This window comes from Corynebacterium sp. S7 (genome assembly GCF_054401105.1).
This window is the reverse complement of sequence record NZ_CM136760.1, coordinates 2,637,280-2,656,115: the sequence shown is the minus strand read 5'-3', so window position 1 is coordinate 2,656,115 and position 18,836 is coordinate 2,637,280. Positions and strand designations below refer to the sequence as shown.

General features: G+C 56.9%; 17 protein-coding genes. 11 read left to right on the top strand and 6 right to left on the bottom strand.

What is annotated here, in order from left to right:
* Positions 1-94: 94 nt before the first annotated feature.
* Complete coding sequence (locus tag ACXZ66_RS12585) at positions 95-673, bottom strand: TetR/AcrR family transcriptional regulator (RefSeq protein WP_458749202.1); 579 nt, start codon at positions 671-673, stop codon at positions 95-97.
* A 43-nt stretch (positions 674-716) separates the two neighbouring features.
* Between ACXZ66_RS12585 and ACXZ66_RS12580 the strand changes: the two genes are divergently transcribed.
* Positions 717-1,781: an alpha/beta fold hydrolase gene (locus tag ACXZ66_RS12580; protein WP_458749200.1), complete on the top strand. Its 1,065-nt coding sequence runs from the start codon at positions 717-719 to the stop codon at positions 1,779-1,781.
* A 5-nt stretch (positions 1,782-1,786) separates the two neighbouring features.
* Here the strand turns inward: ACXZ66_RS12580 and ACXZ66_RS12575 are convergent, their stop codons facing one another.
* The 3 genes from ACXZ66_RS12575 to ACXZ66_RS12565 all read right to left on the bottom strand — a co-directional run bounded on the left by ACXZ66_RS12575 (position 1,787) and on the right by ACXZ66_RS12565 (position 6,994).
* A complete protein-coding gene (locus tag ACXZ66_RS12575) occupies positions 1,787-3,730 on the bottom strand; it encodes an ABC transporter ATP-binding protein (RefSeq protein WP_458749198.1) in 1,944 nt (647 codons plus the stop codon).
* A complete protein-coding gene (locus ACXZ66_RS12570; RefSeq protein ID WP_458749196.1) occupies positions 3,723-5,438 on the bottom strand; it encodes an ABC transporter ATP-binding protein in 1,716 nt (571 codons plus the stop codon). The genes ACXZ66_RS12575 and ACXZ66_RS12570 overlap by 8 nt, the downstream gene beginning before the upstream one ends.
* Positions 5,439-5,641: 203 nt before the next feature.
* A complete protein-coding gene (locus ACXZ66_RS12565) occupies positions 5,642-6,994 on the bottom strand; it encodes an FAD-dependent oxidoreductase (protein ID WP_458749194.1) in 1,353 nt (450 codons plus the stop codon).
* A gap of 327 nt (positions 6,995-7,321) precedes the next feature.
* Between ACXZ66_RS12565 and ACXZ66_RS12560 the strand changes: the two genes are divergently transcribed.
* From ACXZ66_RS12560 to ACXZ66_RS12515, 10 genes are all read left to right on the top strand, one after another.
* Positions 7,322-8,989, top strand: coding sequence for a nitrite/sulfite reductase (locus ACXZ66_RS12560; RefSeq protein WP_458749193.1), 1,668 nt, complete (start codon positions 7,322-7,324; stop codon positions 8,987-8,989).
* Positions 8,986-9,258, top strand: a complete 273-nt coding sequence (locus ACXZ66_RS12555; protein WP_458749192.1) for a hypothetical protein — start codon at positions 8,986-8,988, stop codon at positions 9,256-9,258. Before ACXZ66_RS12560 ends, ACXZ66_RS12555 begins: the two co-directional genes overlap by 4 nt.
* Entirely contained in the window at positions 9,245-10,027 is a 783-nt protein-coding gene (locus tag ACXZ66_RS12550; RefSeq protein WP_458749191.1) for a phosphoadenylyl-sulfate reductase, read from the top strand. Before ACXZ66_RS12555 ends, ACXZ66_RS12550 begins: the two co-directional genes overlap by 14 nt.
* Positions 10,027-10,941 (top strand): sulfate adenylyltransferase subunit CysD, encoded by a 915-nt coding sequence (gene cysD / locus ACXZ66_RS12545; RefSeq protein WP_458749190.1) that lies wholly within the window; start codon positions 10,027-10,029, stop codon positions 10,939-10,941. Before ACXZ66_RS12550 ends, cysD begins: the two co-directional genes overlap by 1 nt.
* Complete coding sequence (locus ACXZ66_RS12540; RefSeq protein WP_458749189.1) at positions 10,941-12,230, top strand: sulfate adenylyltransferase subunit 1; 1,290 nt, start codon at positions 10,941-10,943, stop codon at positions 12,228-12,230. The genes cysD and ACXZ66_RS12540 overlap by 1 nt, the downstream gene beginning before the upstream one ends.
* A 32-nt stretch (positions 12,231-12,262) precedes the next feature.
* Complete coding sequence (locus ACXZ66_RS12535; protein ID WP_458749188.1) at positions 12,263-13,000, top strand: sirohydrochlorin chelatase; 738 nt, start codon at positions 12,263-12,265, stop codon at positions 12,998-13,000.
* A gap of 2 nt (positions 13,001-13,002) precedes the next feature.
* The gene (locus ACXZ66_RS12530) at positions 13,003-13,953 is read left to right on the top strand and encodes a sulfite exporter TauE/SafE family protein (RefSeq protein WP_458749187.1); all 951 of its coding nucleotides are present in this window, start codon (positions 13,003-13,005) and stop codon (positions 13,951-13,953) included.
* A gap of 14 nt (positions 13,954-13,967) precedes the next feature.
* Positions 13,968-14,891 (top strand): sulfite exporter TauE/SafE family protein, encoded by a 924-nt coding sequence (locus ACXZ66_RS12525; protein ID WP_458749185.1) that lies wholly within the window; start codon positions 13,968-13,970, stop codon positions 14,889-14,891.
* Between the two features lie 798 nt (positions 14,892-15,689).
* A complete protein-coding gene (locus tag ACXZ66_RS12520) occupies positions 15,690-15,896 on the top strand; it encodes a hypothetical protein (RefSeq protein ID WP_458749183.1) in 207 nt (68 codons plus the stop codon).
* Positions 15,897-16,271: 375 nt separating this feature from the next.
* Positions 16,272-16,832 carry a nucleosidase gene (locus tag ACXZ66_RS12515; RefSeq protein WP_458749182.1) on the top strand — a complete coding sequence of 187 codons (561 nt, stop codon included), beginning with the start codon at positions 16,272-16,274 and terminating at the stop codon, positions 16,830-16,832.
* Between the two features lie 5 nt (positions 16,833-16,837).
* Here ACXZ66_RS12515 and ACXZ66_RS12510 read toward each other — a convergent pair whose 3' ends face one another.
* On the bottom strand, positions 16,838-17,362 hold the full coding sequence (locus ACXZ66_RS12510; protein ID WP_458749180.1) for a type 1 glutamine amidotransferase domain-containing protein: 525 nt from the start codon (positions 17,360-17,362) through the stop codon (positions 16,838-16,840).
* A 77-nt stretch (positions 17,363-17,439) separates the two neighbouring features.
* A complete protein-coding gene (locus ACXZ66_RS12505) occupies positions 17,440-18,816 on the bottom strand; it encodes an AI-2E family transporter (RefSeq protein ID WP_458749178.1) in 1,377 nt (458 codons plus the stop codon).
* Positions 18,817-18,836 lie beyond the last annotated feature (20 nt).

Here is an 18,836-nt window from a genome sequence, read left to right as displayed (position 1 = left end):
TCCTTTCGAATGCGCCTGCAGTGTATCTCCTACAGCCTAAACCGTGGGCTCGACATTTAGGGTCTCTTGTATTCAGAACGACCTTGACCTGCGATTATATAAATATCCGGTCGAGGTAGTACTCCACAGTTGCAAGGGATTCTTCAGCAGTTCTATAGCCTGCAAGGACCGGCGAGGGGTCGAAGAAACCCCACAATATAGAGGCCTCGCGGGCAGGTACGGTTCCGGGCGCGAGCTGCCCGTCGCGCTCAGCAACTTCGAGAATCCGGGTGATCACGGAGATGAGAGTCGTAGGTCCCGAAGAGGTTTGTCTGCGCAGCGCCTCGTCGTAAAGCGATGCCAAATAAAACGCCGCCCCGGCTGCTGCGACGATGCGCTCCTCATCATTTGTGGGCAGATAAGCGCGCACGGCATCGAGGATCAAAGCGCGTGGCGGCTGACTGCGGTCAAGTGCTAAAAATTGCTCGCGCTGGATCTGTCCGAGCAGGTCAAAGGTGTGATTGATGATGTCGGTGCGTGTGGGAAAGTAGTGCTGCACCGTGCCCGGCGAATAACCCGTGGCCGTGGCGATGCGGCGAATAGTCACGCCTTCGAGCCCGTGATGCGCGGCGAGCTCGAGGGCTGCGTGGGCGAGTTCATTGCGTCTTTCGTCGTGATCGATGATGGCCGGCATGTTAAAATTTTATATCATACATCCGTATTAAAAAGGAGTCATCGTGAGAACTGGCAAGAAAATTCTGGTGGGAGTTTTATCCGTTGTCGGTGTACTTGCCGTCGTGGCGGTGGGAGTCGGCGGGTGGTACGTGTGGCGCAATGTCACATGGAATTCGCGTCTCGACGAACGCGTGGCGCGAGCTGGCTTCATTCAAAAGGAAACCACCGTTGATGGCGTCAAAATTACCTACGGCGAAAACTCCGGCGGAGAGGACAAACCAGCACTCCTGCTGATTCACGGGCAAGGCTCGGAATGGCGAAGCTACCACAAAGTACTCGGTGACCTGGGTAAACACTTCCATGTCTATGCAGTTGATGTACCGGGCCACGGCGGATCCGATCGCATGCCAGGCCACTACACGGCACCGGAGATGGCGGAGGTGGTCTCCGCTTTTGCGGCGCAGGTCATCGGTGGGCCTGCCTACGTCTCCGGGCACTCATCCGGTGGTCTTATCGCAGCAAGCTTCGCAGCCGCGCACCCAGAGCAAGTAAAGGGAGTGCTCTTCGAGGATCCACCATTTTTCGCCACCGAGCTTCCGCGGGCCAAAGAAACCTGGAACTGGCAAGACCTGGCCACCTCGGCGCACAACTTCAATACCGAGGGTGAAACAGATTGGCCGGCCTACTACTGGCAGCACCAACGCATGTGGATGTTCTTCGGGGACGGAGCGAAAAACATTATTAACGATGGCTTGAAGTATCACGCGAAGCACCCCGATCAGCCCATCAATGTGTTCTACATGCCTGGTGTCATGGCTGAAATGGCTAGGTGGAGTATGACGTACGACCCGCACTTTGGTGAGGCATTCTACGACGGGACCTGGAACAACGGCGTTGACCTAGACGCAACTCTTGGCGCGATCCAAGCACCCATTACTTACGTCCATACGAAGGAAGTCATCGGGGAAGATGGGATTCTCCAGGCAGCCGCCAGCAACGAAGAAGCAGCGCGGGCAATACAGGCCATGCCGGGGGCGGAGTTTGTCGAGGCTGACACAGGTCATAACTTCCACGGCGAAGCGCCAGCCCAGTTCGTGGAACTGATGCTGGCGCTTGCTCAGAAATAGAAGAATTATTCGTCTTCTGCGAACTGGGTCTGGTTCAAACGCCAGTAGGAGCCTTCCATCGCAATGAGTTCTTCATGGGTTCCCTGTTCCACGATCTGGCCGTTTTCCATGACCAGGATGGTGTCGGCGTCGCGAATCGTCGATAAGCGGTGTGCGATGACGAAGCTGGTGCGATTCGTGCGCAACGCACCCATGGCCTGCTGGACCAACACCTCGGTGCGGGTATCTACGGAGCTGGTGGCCTCGTCGAGAATAAGCAGGGCAGGCTGGGCCAAGAACGCGCGAGCAATGGTGATCAGCTGGCGCTCACCTGCGGAAATGGAACCGCCGTCTTGGTCGATCTCGGTGTCGTAGCCATCGGGTAGGGTGTGCACGAAGCGATCCACGTAGGTGGCCTTCGCCGCCTGGATGACCTCTTCGTCCGTGGCGTCGAGGCGGCCGTAGCGGATGTTGTCCATGATGGAGCCCTTAAACAGCACGGCATCTTGAAGCACCATTCCGATCTGGGAACGCAGCTCGGCGCGGCTGAGGTCCTTCGTGTCAATCCCGTCGATGCGGATCTGGCCAGAATCGATTTCGTAGAAACGCATGATCAGGTTGACCAGCGTGGTCTTGCCGGCACCGGTCGGGCCTACGATCGCGGCCGTCTGACCAGGATCAACGCGCAGGTTGAGGTCCTGGATCAACGGCTCGTCGGTGTAGGAGAAGTTGACGTGGTCGAATTCAACCAGGCCAGTGGCGCGACCGTCGAAGGAAGCCTTGGCGGTATCTGGGCTCTGGTCCTCGGCGTCGAGGAACTCGAAGACACGCTCAGCAGAGGCAACACCGGACTGGATCATCTGCGCCATGCCGCCGAGCTGGCCGAGTGGCTGGTTGAACTCGCGGGAGTACTGGATGAACGCGGTGGCGTCGCCAAGCGTCATGGAACCGTTAGCCACCTTGAGGCCGCCGAATACCGCAATGGCCACGTAGGAAAGATACGAGATGAACTGCATGATTGGCATCATCATGCCGGAGAGGAATTGCGCCATCGATGCAGATGAGAAGAGCTTTTCGTTCTTGCGGTCAAATTCCTCGTGCATGGCCTCGGTACGACCGAAAATCTGCACTAGGTTGTGGCCCGAGAAGGTCTCTTCGGTGTGGCCGTTGAGCTCGCCGGTGGCCTTCCACTGAGTTTTGAACTGCTTCTGCGAACGCGACCCGATAATGCCAATCACGATACCGGTCAGCGGGATGGCCAACAGAGCCAGCAGCGCAAGCTGCCAAGAGATGGAGAACATCATCACGGTGATGCCGATGATCAAGAAGACAGAATAGAGCAACTGTGCGACTGCTTGCTGCAGTGCCTGCTGCACGTTATCCATATCGTTGGTTGTGCGCGAGAGCAGATCGCCACGCTGGCGAGTATCAAAGTACGACAGTGGCAGCGAGTGGATCTTTGCCTCCACGCGTTCGCGCAGCTTGAACACCACATCCATGGTCATCCGGTTGAGAATCCGGCCCTGCCAGAGGCTAAAAGCACTGGAAAAGAGGTACAGGGCCAAGACGAACACGATCATCCGCGCAAGCAGCGGGAAGTCAATGCCCACACCCGGCGTCAGATCCATCGCCGAGGCCATATCCGCGAAGGTATCCTGGCCCTGCGCACGCAGCCCCTCAATGACCTGTTCCTTAGATACGCCAGCAGGAAGTTGCTTCGAAATAGCACCGGAGAAAATCACGTCCATGGCCTGGCCAAGAACCTTCGGCGCCCACACGTTCAACACCACGGAGGCAATGTTGAACACAATGACCGCGAACATCTTCCACTTGTGCTCGCCGAGCAGGCCAAATAGGCGCTTCGCCGACGGCCAGAACTCCTTCGCCTGACGAGGCGCCGAGCCCGACCATTCATCGCCTGCCGTCTGGGTTTCCAGCTCCGCGAGCTGGTCATCAGTCAGATCACTCATTGTGTGCCACCTGGCTCTCTACAATCTCGCGGTACGTTGGGTTGGTCGCGTTAAGTTCGTCGTGCGTACCCTGGCCAACAACGCGACCATTATCTACAACAATGATTTGATCTGCGTCCATGATCGACGACACGCGCTGCGCCACAATGATCATGGTTGCATCGCTTATCGACGATTTCATCGCCTCCCTGACCAACTGATCAGTAATTACGTCCAGTGCGGAAAAGGAATCGTCGAAAAGGTAAATCTTTGGGTTCGCAACGATCGTGCGCGCAATAGACAAGCGCTGGCGCTGACCACCCGAGACGTTGGTTCCGCCCTGGGCAATAGGCATGTCTAGGTCGTCCACGAACTTCGCTTGGGCAATGTCAAGGGCGCGCCAGAGTTCCTCATCGGTGGCTTCTGGATTTGCCATGCGCAGGTTCGAAGCCACCGTGCCAGAGAACAGATATGGCTTCTGGGGAACCAAGGAAACGCGTTGTACCAGGTCTTTGCGGGAGATATCGGAGACAGAGGTGTCGTCGATAAGCACCTCTCCGCTTGTCGGCGCATACAGGCGCGGAATCAGCGAAATCAGCGTCGTTTTGCCCGACCCCGTCGACCCGATGATCGCCGTGGTCGTGCCGGGGTGTGCCTTAAAGGAAATGTCTTGAAGGACTGGCTCCTCGGCGCCTGGGTAGCTGAAGCTGACGTTGCGGAACTCGACCTCGCCGCGGGGCTCACCGAGGACTGCTGGCTCGGTTGGTTCGACGATGGATGGCTCGTGATTCAGTACTTCGGTGACGCGGCGCGCACAGATGATGGCGCGGGGCAGCATCATGGCCATGAAGGTACCCATCATCACCGAGACTAAGATCTGCAGCAGGTACTGCAAGAACGCCGTGAGCGAGCCGACCTGGACCAAACCTTGGTCGACGCGCTCTCCGCCGAACCACAGCACCGCGGCGGTTGCACCGTTGAGAACCATGGTGATCAGCGGCATCATCAGAACAAACAGGTAGCCGATCTTGAGTGATACCTCTGTGAGATCCCTATTCGAATCAGTGAAGCGGTCCTTCTCAAAGCGCTCGCGGCCGAAGGCGCGGATTACGCGGATGCCGGCGAGCTGCTCGCGCAGGGTGCCGTTAATATTGTCGATCTTGTCTTGCATGGTTGTGAACAGTGGCATCAATCTAAAGATCAACGCACCGATCACCACAGCGAGTACGACCACGGAGACCCAGACCAGCCAGGACATGCCAGCATCTTCGCGCTGGGCCATGATGATGCCACCAATGCACATGATGGGCACACTGACCATGAAGTTCAGGATCATCATGTACACCATCTGAATTTGCTGCACATCGTTGGTGCTGCGTGTAATCAGCGTGGCCGAACCAAATTTCGCCATGTCCTCGGCAGAGAAGGACGTGACTTTGCGGTAGACCTGTTTACGCACATCGCGACCAAGGCCCATCGCGGTACGCGAACCGAACCAAACAGCGGCGATTGCGGCGATGACCTGTATAAACGCGACGCCGAGCATGACGCGCCCGACGCTCCAGATGTGGTCGATGTTGCCAAGGGAGACACCTTGATCAATGATGTCCGCATTTAGCGACGGTAGGTAGAGTGTGGCGGCGGTGGTGATTATTTGGAGCACCACGACCGCTAGGACGTATCCCGCATAAGGTTTCGAGCGGGATACTAGTATTCTCAGAAGGTCCATGGGTGAGGCCTTTTCGATTGAAGTTATCAAAAGCTAGCCCATTGTAGACTTTTTTTCAGGTGCGTGACAGGCCGGAATCGACCACGTCATTTCAGCTCCTGCATTTACGCAGGTCAGATGTTGTTGTAACAACAAAAAATACCTCTTGGTCGATACTGGAATCGACCAAGAGGCTAGAAACGCAGGTGGCCCTGCAGAAACGGTTAAGAAACCACCGGCACCGCGCGGGCGTGGGACACCATTTCCTCCCACTCGATAATCTTTTTGCGCTCGCGACCGTAGATCTCGCAGCCCTCGCCTGCGGCGCGCTCTGCACCGTCGAGGCGGTACCAACCCTCCCAGGTGGTGTAGGGGATTTCGCGGGACTCTAGCAACTCGATGATCGCGCCGGGATCTTCATGCTTGCGTGGGGTGAGGCGGCCGGCCAGGGCATCGTCGATAAGCATGTCTGTTGTTTCTTTGGCATCAGACTTGGTGTTACCGATCAAGCCGATCGGGCCGCGCTTGATCCAGCCGGTGGCGTAGAGGCCTTCGGCGCCTGTGACGTGGCCGCCGTCGTTGGTGATGACGTTCTTATCGAAGTCGAAGGGGACTCCCGCGATGGGTTCGGAGCGATAACCGATGGCGTGGTAGACGGCTTGGACCGGCCACTCGGTGAATTTGCCGGTGCCCACGACGTTGCCTTCGCCGTCGTATTCTTGGCGTTCGGTTTTTAGGCCCACGACCTGGCCGGCTTCGGTGAGCACCTCGACGGGCTCCTCGAAGAAGTGAATGTGGAGGTTGTGGGGTGCGTCCTTCGGTTCGCGGATGGCGTACTGCTCGATGACCTGGCAGTTGAGATCGGTGGACTTGTTGGAGCGACGGGCCTCGACGGACTGATCGTCGTAGTCAATGTCTTCTGGGTCGACGACGACGTTGATGGTGTCGGAAAGGTCGAGCTCCTTGAGTTCCTTCGGCGTGAACTTTGCCTGTGCGGGGCCGCGACGGCCGAACATGTGGACTTCCTCGGCCTGGTTCTTGGCCAAGGATGCGTACACGTTGTCGGGGATCTCGGTGACTAGGAGTTCGTCGCCGGTCTTGGCCAGGATGCGGGCGATGTCGAGTCCGACGTTGCCTACGCCGATGACGGCGACCTGGCGAGCGGAAAGATCCCAGTCGCGGTTAAAGCGAGGGTTGCCGTCGTAGAAACCGACGAATTCGCCCGCTCCGATGGAGTGCTCGCCGCCGGGGATGGTGAGGGCCTTGTCGCGCACGGCGCCGGTGGAAATGACGATGGCGTCGTAGTATTCGCGCAGCTCATCGATGGTGACATCGCGTCCCACGGTGGTGTTGCCGATCAAGCGCAGGCGTGGCTTGTCCAACACGTTGTGCAAGCTCTTGACAATGCCCTTGATGCGCGGGTGGTCCGGGGCGACACCGTAGCGGATGAGGCCAAACGGGGCGGGCATTTGCTCGAAAAGGTCGACGTAGATGTCGTGTTCTTCGTGGCGGATCAGAAGGTCTGATGCGTAAATACCAGCGGGGCCGGCTCCAATAACTGCAACGCGCAAACTCATGTGGGCGTCCTTTCGGTATGTATCTGGGAACAATTGCTAGACAACTTGGTCTAAAGTATTAGCATTGATTTGAGAAAATGCAAAGTGTTTGCCCGGAATTATATTCAAGCCTTTCTGGGCAAACGTTTTACATTCATGCATGTAAACCAAGGTCAGTGTAGGTAAATCGACATGAATATTTTTAGACCTATTGCACTAGACCGATTTGTACGGATAGTGTTCTGCAGGAACCTTCCGAGATGGAAGAGAAATAGACCAAGCAGTTCACAATATGTCTAAAACTGTGATGCTTGAACAACGCACCCAAGCATCACTAAGGAGCCTGAGATGACAGCCCCTACAACCAAGAAGCCCCGCGCCAAGAAGCCAGAAGGCCAGTGGAAGATTGACGGTAATAGTCCGCTGAACCACGACGAAGTGGTCAAGCAGGAAGAGCCCATGCTGCAGGTAAAGCAGCGCGTGATTGACATTTACTCCAAGCAGGGCTTCGATTCCATCCCCGCAGACGATCTTGCACCGCGCTTCAAGTGGATCGGAATGTACACCCAGCGCAAGCAGAACCTAGGCGGCGAGCACACCGGTAAGGACAACTCGGAGCTGCAGGATCGCTACTTTATGATGCGCATCCGTTTCGACGGCGGGCGAGTTACCACCGAGCAGGCTCGTGCGGTCGGCGAGATTTCGCGGGATTGGGCACGCTCTACCATCGACCTGACCGATCGCCAGAACATTCAGATGCACTGGGTTGAGATTGAAAACGTCCCGGCGATCTGGGACAAGTTGGAATCTGTCGGTCTGGACACCTTGGATGGCTGTGGCGACGTGCCGCGCGTGATCCTGGGTTCGCCTGTTGCGGGTGTTGCCAAGGACGAGATCATCGATGCCACCCCGGCAATCGACGAAATCAAAGAAAACTACTTGCTGCGCGAAGAAAACCAGAACCTGCCCCGCAAGTTCAAAACGGCAATCTCCGGCAACTCGCGCCAGGATGTCACACACGAGATCCAGGATGTTGCGTTCCAAGCCGTAGTTCACCCTGAGCTCGGTGCTGGCTTCCAGGTCTTCGTCGGCGGAGGTCTGTCCACCAACCCGATGCTGGCGCAGTCACTTGGTGCGTTTGTCACTCTCGAGCAGGTCCCAGAGGTGTGGAACGCAGTCGTGGGCATCTTCCGTGATTATGGTTTCCGTCGCCTGCGCAACCGCGCGCGCCTGAAGTTCCTGGTTGCCCAGTGGGGCCCAGAGAAGTTCCGCCAAATTCTCGAAGACGACTACTTGGGCTACAAGCTGCCAGATGGCCCGGACCCAGTAAAGAACCCAATCGCGCGCGACCACATCGGTCTGCACGAGCAAAAAGACGGCAACTATTACTTAGGTGTAAAACCAACTCTTGGCCACCTCTCCGGCGAGCAGCTCATCGCGGTTGCGGACCTGGCAGAGTCCCACGGCCTGACCCGCCTGCGCTTCACCCCGTTCAAGGAGCTACTCTTCCTGGACATTCCAGAAGATAAGGTCACCCCGCTGACCAACGACCTGCGCGCGATGGGCCTGTTCTCCCAGCCCTCCGAGTTCCGTCGCGGCCTGCTCTCCTGCACCGGCCTGGAATACTGCAAACTGGCACACGTGACCACGAAGTCGCGCGCGATCGAACTTGCCGACGAGCTCGAGGAACAATTCGGCGACCTGGATTCCCCGATCACCATCGCGCTGAACGGTTGCCCGAACGCGTGTGCTCGCACCCAGATTTCCGACATTGGTTTGAAGGGCCAGACCGTCACCGACGAGGACGGCAACCGCGTCGAAGGTTTCCAGGTCCACCTCGGGGGCACCCTCGGCGAGGGCGCCAACTTCGGCCGCAAGATCCGCGGACACAAGGTGCTTTCCTCCGAACTGACCCCCTATGTCACCCGTGTGGTGAAGAACTACACCGAGAAGCGCAATGAAGGCGAGCTCTTCGGTGAGTGGCTGCTGCGCGCCGATGAAGAGGACATTAAGTGAGTTTCCGCAGGGCGCCGAACCCGAACCGGAACCATCCGACGCATTGCCCTTACTGCGCGGGTGAGGATCTCTATCCCAACGAGGAGTCCGACTTCGCATGGAAATGCCATGAATGTCTACGCATTTTCGAAGTGAAGTTTTATGGACAAGATGACCCAGAATACGCCCCGGCACCTGCGAAATCTACAGAACAGGCTTACCAAGAATCATTGGCCAAGCACGGATACACTGAAGTCTTACGAAAGGAGAGGCACAATGACCAGCGTTAATTTGCTCGGCGGTTCAGCGAACTACCGGGATCCGGAGGTCAGTCCGGAAGGTCAGAAGAACACCGCGCCGCTGAGTAGCGAGACAGCAAGGATCAACGAGGAACTCGTCGATAAGTACGCAGAAAAGCTTTACGACGAAACGGCCGAAAACATTCTGGACTGGGCCAACACCCACGCACCGGGCGATTTGGCAGTGACCTTGAGCATGGAGAACACCGTGCTGGCGGAGCTCGCGAAAGACCACCTGCCGCGCGCCGACTTCCTGTTTTTGGATACCGGCTACCACTTCGCGGAGACCATCGATGTGGCTGACCAGGTTGAGGCCAGGTACCCGGAGCAGAAACTTGTCCGCGCTCAGCCCATTTTGACCAGGCCAGAGCAGGATCAAACGTACGGGCTGAACCTGTACGCGAAGAATCCTACGGCGTGCTGCCGGATGCGCAAGGTGGAGCCATTGGCTGTGAGCTTGTCTCCCTACGTCGGCTGGATTACCGGTCTGCGTCGCGCAGATGGGCCAACGCGTGCCCAGGCACCTGCGCTGAGCCTGGATAAGACTGGTCGGTTGAAAATTTCCCCGATTATTACCTGGTCCCTCGAGGACACGGAGAAGTATATCGAGGACAAGACCCTGATTATTCACCCGCTGACAAAGCAGGGCTACCCCTCGATTGGGTGCGAAACATGCACCTTGCCAGTCGCTGAAGGCGAAGATCCCCGTGCCGGCCGTTGGGCGGGCCAGAACAAGACAGAATGTGGGTTGCACTCATAATGACCACTCAAACAACTACGGCGTTGTCGCCGCACTTGAAGGACTTGGAAAACGAGTCGATCCATATCCTTCGCGAGGTAGCTGGACAGTTCGACAAGATCGGATTGCTGTTCTCCAGCGGCAAGGATTCCTGCGTCGTGCTTGAGCTTGCACGTCGCGCGTTCGCACCGGCAGCAATGCCGATTGAGCTGCTGCACGTCGACACCGGTCACAACTTCCCGGAGGTCATCGAGTTCCGCGATCGCCTCGTCGAGGAGACCGGCGTTCGTTTGCGCGTCGCGCATGTCCAGGACTGGATCGACCGCGGTGACCTGCAGGAACGCCCCGACGGCACGCGTAATCCGCTGCAGACAGTCCCGCTTGTGGAGACCATTGCCGAGGCTGGCTACGATGCTGTGCTCGGCGGCGCGCGTCGCGACGAAGAGCGCGCCCGCGCCAAGGAGCGAGTCTTCTCAGTGCGCGACTCTTTCGGCGGTTGGGACCCTCGTCGTCAACGTCCTGAGCTATGGAATCTCTACAATGGCGAGAAGTTGCCAGGCGAGAACATCCGCGTGTTCCCCATCTCCAACTGGACTGAGGCAGACGTGTGGGAGTACATCGGTGCGCGCAATATCGCGTTGCCGGAGATCTACTTTGCCCACGAGCGCGAGGTATTTAACCGCGACGGAATGTGGCTCACCGCAGGTGAGTGGGGTGGCCCGAAGGATGGCGAGGAAATCGTCGTCAAGCAAGTGCGTTACCGCACCGTCGGCGACATGAGCTGCACTGGCGCCGTCGAGTCCTCAGCCACCACCATCGATGATGTTTTGGAAGAGATTGCTACCTCGACGTTGACCGAGCGCGGCGCAACGCGTGCCGACGATCGCCTGTCCGAATCCGCAATGGAAGACCGCAAGAAGGAGGGCTACTTCTGATGAGCGCCCCAACTATTACCCAGTCCGCAACTGATGTGATTTCGGATCGCCAGACGTTGCGTCTGTGCACCGCAGGCTCTGTCGATGATGGCAAGTCCACCTTCGTGGGTCGCCTGCTGCACGACACGAAGTCGGTGTTGGCTGATCAGCTGGCTTCCGTTGAGCGGACTTCGGCTGACCGTGGCTTCGAGGGCCTAGACCTTTCCTTGCTGGTGGACGGCCTGCGCGCCGAGCGTGAGCAGGGCATCACCATCGACGTGGCCTACCGCTACTTCGCCACCGACAAGCGCACCTTTATCCTGGCCGATACCCCAGGTCACGTGCAGTACACCCGCAATACCGTTACTGGCATGTCCACCTCGCAGGTAGTTGTGCTGCTTATTGATGCTCGTCACGGTGTTGTCGAGCAGACCGTGCGCCACCTCAACGTGGCAGCGCTGCTCGGCGTGAAAACCGTCATTCTTGCAGTGAACAAGATTGACCTAGTGGATTACTCCGAAGAGGTCTTCAACGAAATCCGCGACCAGTTCCTGGCCAAGGCAGAAGCACTGGACATCAGCGATCCATATGTTGTGCCAATCTCTGCCTTAAAGGGCGACAACGTTGTCGAGCGCTCCACCCAGATGGACTGGTACAAAGGCCCGACCGTACTTGAGTTATTGGAAGAGATCCCGGTCAACTCCGGTCGTGCGCTTGAGCTAGATTTCCGCTTCCCCATCCAGTACGTCCTGCGCGAGCATGCTACGGACTACCGGGCGTACGCGGGCTCCATTACTGCAGGCTCGATCCGCGTCGGCGAGGAAATCACCGCACCGGAAGGTCGCACCACCACCGTCACGCACATTGATACCTCCGACGGCGAGGTCGAGGAGGCACACGCCGGCGACGCAGTAGCACTACGGCTTGCCGACGACATCGATCTGGTGCGCGGCGATCTTCTCGCAGCGGGTTCACGCCCTGAGCCAGTGCGCGAGTTCTACGCCACCGTGGTCGGCCTTACCGAGAAGAAAATCGCGCCGGGCCAGGCGGTGAAGGTGCGCTACGGCACCTCTCTGGTGCGTGGCCGCGTTGCTTCGGTGGACCGCATCGTCGATATCGATGGCGAAAACCCAGTCTCTGAGCCAGAAAACTTCGGGCTCAACGACATTGCCCACGTGACCATCATGGTAGCCAGCGACCTTCCTGTTGAGGATTACGCGGCACGTGGCGCCGTAGGAAATTTCCTGCTCATCGATCAAGCTTCGGGAAACACCCTGGCTGCAGGCCTCGTCGGCACGCGACTGGGCTAACCCTAACCACTACCTACACATTGAGGACCACTATGACTGCGTTAATCACACTGTCACACGGCTCCCGCCACCCAGAGGCGGAAGTTGGTGTGCGCGCTATCACCAGGGCAGCCGCGCGGTGCCTCGATGTGGAGGCGGTGGAATCGCACCTGGATTTCAGTTCGCCGACGCTATCGAAGGCTGCAGAGATCTTGTACGCGCAGGGCCACGATGAAGCTATTGTTGTGCCACTGCTTTTTACTGATGCCTACCATGCCAAAGTTGATGTTCCCGCGGCTGTAAAACAAGCAGAGGAGCACACTGGTCTGCGTCTGTACTTGGCACAGACGCTGGGGCAGGGCGAAGACATCGCAACGGTATTGGCGCGGCGCGTGAGCTTAGACGCCCACGCGGATGCCACCGTGGTGCTCTACCCGGTAGGGACTTCGGATGAGGTCGCGGCACGGCGCACCGAAAAGTTGGGTGCACGCCTGGCAGAACTTTCCGGGCACGAAGTCTGGGTTGTTTCGGCAACGGGCAAAGGGGAGGGGCGCGGCCTTGAAGGCTTACGCGAGGTAGCGGCGAACACTTCGCGAATGCATGTGCTCCCACTTTTTGTTACACACGGCACACTTCTTGATGCCATTGTGGACAAATTCAGCACAGTTCAAGACGAAACTGGCGTGGTGCTGACACACTCAGCCCCATTGCTTCAGGATCTAGTCCCCATTGTTGCCCAGCGCTACCGCGATTTTGCGGGAAGCCTGGTCGGAGCAGAAAAGACAGCATAACCATGAAAACTCTCATCCTCATCGCGATTGCAGGCCTAGCGGCACAGCTTGTCGACGGTGGCCTTGGCATGGGCTTCGGCGTCACCTCGACAACTATTTTGATTGCGCTGGCGGGTCTCGGCCCGGCACAGGCCTCAGCCGTGGTGCACGCCGCGGAGCTGGGAACCACGTTCGTCTCTGGTGTGAGCCACTGGCGTTTCGGCAACGTGGACTGGAAAGTTGTCGCAGCTATCGGCATCCCCGGTGGCATCGGAGCCTTCGCTGGCGCAACTGTGTTGTCCAACCTGTCCACCGAAGCGGCACGCCCAATCATGTCGGCGATCTTGGTGCTGATTGGCATCAACTTGATGCTGCGCTTCTCCCGCGGAATCACGCAGCGCAAGATCGACGCGAAGCCGCATTCGAAGAAGTTCCTCGGAGGCCTAGGCCTTGTGGGTGGTTTCGTTGATGCTACCGGTGGCGGCGGCTGGGGCCCGGTGACCACGTCGACGCTGTTGGCTGCAGGCCGGAGCGAACCACGTCGCATCGTCGGCACTGTTAATACTGCAGAGTTCATTGTTACTGCCGCTGCAACCGCAGGCTTTGTTGTTGGGCTCTGGGAAGACCTGGTGACTAACGCTGCAGCCGTTGTTGCACTGCTGATTGGCGGTGTCATTGCCGCTCCGATTGCAGCATGGCTGGTCACGCGCATGAATCCGATCCTGCTCGGTGGCGTTGTGGGTACCTTGATTGTGCTGCTGAATATCCCAACGGTGCTTGAGCCGTTCGGTGTGACTCACGTGTGGATCATCCAGGTGGTTGTTGCAGTTATCGGCGCTGGCCTCTCGCTGTTGGGGGTTAAGCGCGCACGGAAGAACTCCAAAGCTGCTGCGGAAGCGGAGCAAGGCGTTGTAGATTCCAATAGTGAACTAGTTCGACCAAGCGAGGAAACGCAGACAATAGAAAGTAAGTAGCTTTGAGGACTTTTTTGCTCATTGCCCTAGCAGGATTCGCTGCTCAACTCGTTGACGGTGGCCTGGGGATGGGCTTTGGCATTACCTCGACGACTATCTTGATTGCCCTTGCGGGTCTTGGCCCTGCGCAGGCTGTCGCTGCCGTCAATGCGGCGCAGCTGGGTACCACCCTCGCCTCGGGCATTAGCCATTGGCGCTTCGGAAATGTAAATTGGCGCCACTCACTCATGCTGGGAATCCCCGGCATGATTTTGTCGTTTATTGGTGCAACGGTGTTGGCTAATCTCCCCGTTGAAGCAGCGCGGCCCCTGACGGGCATCATTTTGATGGTCCTAGGCGTGCACCTAGTGATCCGCTTCTCGCGAGGTGCGTCCCAGAAATCAGCGCCGACAAGCGAACAAACAAACTCACCGACTTCGAAACCCATGCTCTTCGGATTGGGGGCCATAGGCGGCTTCCTGTCCTCCACGGGCGGGGGTGGATGGGGCCCAGTAACGGTGTCAACTCTGATGACGCTGGGAAAGTCAGAACCGCGCAAGATTGTGGGCACCGTTTCTGCTGCTGAATTTTTGGTGTCTATTGGCGGCACGGCTGGCTTTGTTGTGAGTATGTGGGACCAGCTCGTGGAGAACGCCATGATCATTATGGCGCTGCTTCTTGGTGGCGTGATCGCGGCACCAATCGCGGCTTGGGCAGTTTCGCGTTTGAACCCTTACCTATTGGGTGGGTTCGTGGGAACCGTGCTGATTGTACTCAACGTGCCGGCCGTTTTCGGTGGCTTGGGATGGTCTGAGACGACCATGTGGGTGCTGCGCGCTGTGATTATTGCGATCGGATTTTCTATCACAATAGTTGGCGCTCGTCGTGCACGAAAATTGTCTGGACCAGTAACTATTGAAGCAGATGTAACAAAGTTGCCACAATCTTCTGACTACTAATTCAGGGGCATTAAAGAAACCTATAATAAAAAGATTCCATAAAACGATTGCAATCAGATGGGGATGGCCTTAGTCTGGGTCTCGCATTGTTCATCAACCTGAAAGGCAATCATCATGATCGAAATTATCTCCAACGTATTCGCACAGTTCCTCTCCATCGTCCAGGATGTTCTGACCTACCCAGTGGAGCAGCTCACCGAGCTGTCCTCCACTATCCTCTAATCTGATTTCCATCTGTCAGGATTGAGGGAAAGTTCCACCGCTTTGGCGGTGGAACTTTTTTGTTTACCTGCCTTCAAAAAGAAGGCAAAAGTACTTTCATAATTTCTGTAACGAATATGGATCGCCTACGATATCTAAGGTGATGCAGTTCTGGAGGTGGAATCCACTTCCTAGAGTCATAAATTTATGAGAATGTTGTGTAATCGACATTTAACTGTTATCGTCAGTTCATACATTGTTCATTAATCTGAAAGGCACTCATCATGCTTGACATCATCGGCGACGTATTTGGCCAGCTCCTCGACATCGTTAAGGCTGTTCTGACCTACCCAGTGGAGCAGCTCACCGAGCTGTCCTCCAACGTCCTCTAATTTGATTTAAATCAGTAGAGACTTGTAAGCGTCTCACCGCATTGGCGGTGGGGCGTTTTTTGCTTTTAATTAGACCGCGAATGAATCGTCGACTAATTGTTAGGTCAGTCACTCAACGCGTCAATAATCAATATTCGATTTGCGTAGTCTCTGGAAATAAATAGAGTTAATGAGGTAATTGAAAGAAGTTTGAAGGGAGAACCTTATGTCTGAAATTCTTGATCTCATTGTTGAACAGTTCACCGCACTACTAGACGCGCTGAAGGGTATCGTCCAGCTGCCGTCGACCATCTTTGAGAACTTTAGCTTCTCGGATTTGTCCTCTGATCCAGTGGATCCTGATCCAGTGGATCCTGGCACAGTGGATCCTAGCCCAGAGGCTCCTGGCACAGAGGATCAAGGCGACAAATAAGCCGACCTTCTCTAACGCCCTACAGCCAGAGCTGTGGGGCGTTTTTTGCTTTCAATTAGAAAATTGTTCAATTTCTGGCAAAACAAAATTAATTATGTAGAAAAAACCTTTCATTTCAATAGGTGGGTTGCTAGGATAGTGTTGTCCACATCACACTAGGAAAGGTACGAATCATGTTGACAATTATCGGCGGCGTGGTCGCCATTCTGCTTCATACACTCGGTGTTGTCGTGCATTACCCACTGTGGGTTTTGTACCAACTATCCTCGGCCATCTTCTAGTCCCTCCCTCCACCTCACCGCACCCCACTGCACCGAGCTTGAACCAGTGGGGTGCCTTCTTGCCCAAAACCGCTAGCGGGCGATAATAGAAGGCATGTCACTGCTGATCGTCTCTGCCGTGCCCGCTGAGGCCGCCGTCATCCACGAAACAACCTCTCACGAAGTATTGGTCACAGGAGTAGGCACAGTGCCTGCCGCAATCGCCGTGACGCGCAGGCTCGCATCCGGCCCGCTGCCGGAGCGCGTGATCAATGTCGGCACCGCAGGATCGCTTATCGACGACAACTGGGGAACCTTCGAGATCGAAGCCGTGACCAAGCATGACTTTTCTGCGCAAGAGGTGCCAGGCATTAGTCAGCACATTTTTCCCCGGTGGCTGGACATGGAAACCAGCGGGAAGCTCCCAGTGACGCGGTTGGCTACGGGGGATACGTTCGTGAAGGATTCGCAGCTGCGGTCGTCGTTAAGCAAAGAAGCCCACCTCGTGGACATGGAAGGCTACGCTGTCGCCGCTGCCGCGCAAACCTTTGGCGTGCCGGTGACGCTGCTGAAAAATGTCTCGGACCCAGCCGATGAAACCGCGGGTGGCCTGTGGGCAGACGCACTTGAGCGTGCCGCCCACGACTTGGCCGACGCGCTGAAACTGATTGTGTAACTAAGTTACTTCGCGAATTCCTCGATCATGGCGGCGTTGAAGGCCTCGAGGTCGGCGGGGGTGCGTGACGAGACCAAGCCGTTGTCCACGTGGACTTCTTCGTCGACCCAGGTGGCGCCGGCATTGGAAAGATCGGTTTTCAGTGATGGGTAGGACGTGAGTGTGCGGCCGTGCAGAACGTTGGCATCGGTGAGAATCCAACCGCCGTGGCAGATGACTGCGGTGGGCTTGGAGGCGGCGAAAATGTCTTTAACAAAATCCACAGCAGCCTGATCCATGCGAATCCTGTCTGCGTTTGTAGCGCCACCGGGCAGGATCAATGCATCGAAATCCTCTGGGTTGGCCTCGGCTGTGGTGATATCGACGGTCTCATGGGTACAGTTCTTGCCACTGATCGTGCCTGCGTCGGTGGAAATGATTTTTACTTCGGCGCCAACAGCTTTGACAGCTTCGACTGGGCTGGCTAGCTCAGCGTCCTCGAATCCATTCGTGGCGATGACTGCGATTGTCTTGCCGTTGAGATGTGCCATGTTCAAGCTCCTAAAAAGGAAATGGTGGGAGTCGTTCCTGACCCCCACCATAAGTGTTTTCACCCAAAAATGCTTGGCTAAACCTTATTTTCCTCGGCAGCATCTTCGTCTTTGCGCAACTTCTTCAAGCTGGTCGCGCCGTAATTCTCGTCCTCGTCGGGATCCGACTTCCTGCGCGATATCTTCCTGAGGTGATCGCGCACCGCCTCGAAGGTTTCACGCGAGGACATTGTTTCGCCCTGTTGGGTAGAGATCTGAATATCGTCCGCGGTAATCTCGCCGGAGCGCAGCGAGACCATCTCGGCGTGGTAGCGGAACCAGACCGCCACGATCGCAGCTACAGGAACCGCGAGGAACGCACCGATGATGCCAAAGAGCGTCGAGCCGATGGTCACAGCAAGCAGGACCACGGCGGCGTGCAAGCCCATCGCGCGGGACTGCAGCACCGGCTGCAGGATGTTGCCCTCGATCTGCTGGACGGCAATGATCAGAATCAAGACAATCACCGCGGTGGTGAAGCCCTTAGAAACCAGGGCGATGATCACGGCGAGAGCGCCCGCGGTGAAGGCACCGACGATTGGGATGAAGCCCGCGAAGAACGTAATCACAGCCAGGGCGAACGCTAGCGGGATATTCAGCAAGACCAAGCCCAAGCCGATGAAGAAAGCATCAACCATGGACACCAGCGCCTGGGCACGGATGAAGCCAGCGAGCGTGTTCCACGAGCGCATGCACACTTCAGTGATGTGGAAGCCAGCCTTAGCGCCTACGTAGCGGCGAACCCATGGCAAGAACTTGTCGCCGTCCTTGAGGAAGAAGAACACCAAAACCAGCATCAACACGATGGTCAGTACCACGCTGGAGGCAATGGAGACACCGCTCAACACACCAGAGGCAATAGTGGAGGCTTGGTTGGTAAGGAAGTTCTGCAGTTCCTGGAGCACCGAGTCAAACTGCGTGGTGTCAATTTGCAGTGGGCCCTGTGAGAGCCACTGCATGATCTGGTCAATGCCTGCTTGAGCTTGAGTCCAGAGGGCCTGGCCCTGATTGCGAATCGTCGGCGCCATGGCAGCAAAGATGCCAAAGATAATGCCAAAGAACGCGATGATGACGATAAGTGCCGCCAACGCAGAGGGCACATTCTTCCTACGCAGCCAGCGCACGGGCGGCCAGAGCACGGTGGCAAAAATTAGGGCCAAGATCGCCGGCAGGATGCCTACCCAGACGTAACTCAAGCCCTTCCACAAAAGGACAGCGGCAATTGCCACGATGATAAAGCGCAGCGCCCACCCGGCGAGGGTGCGCGCGTCATCGGCGATGATCGTGGAACGATCTACTACTTCGTCAGACAACTCAACGGCGGAGTCCGCAGATGTGGATTGCTGCGGCGTCCCTGAGTGAGGTCCCTCAACTGCCGCTTCTAGCGAGTCGTTAAAGTCTTCGTTCTTATTCACACTTCCTTATCTTGCCAGAG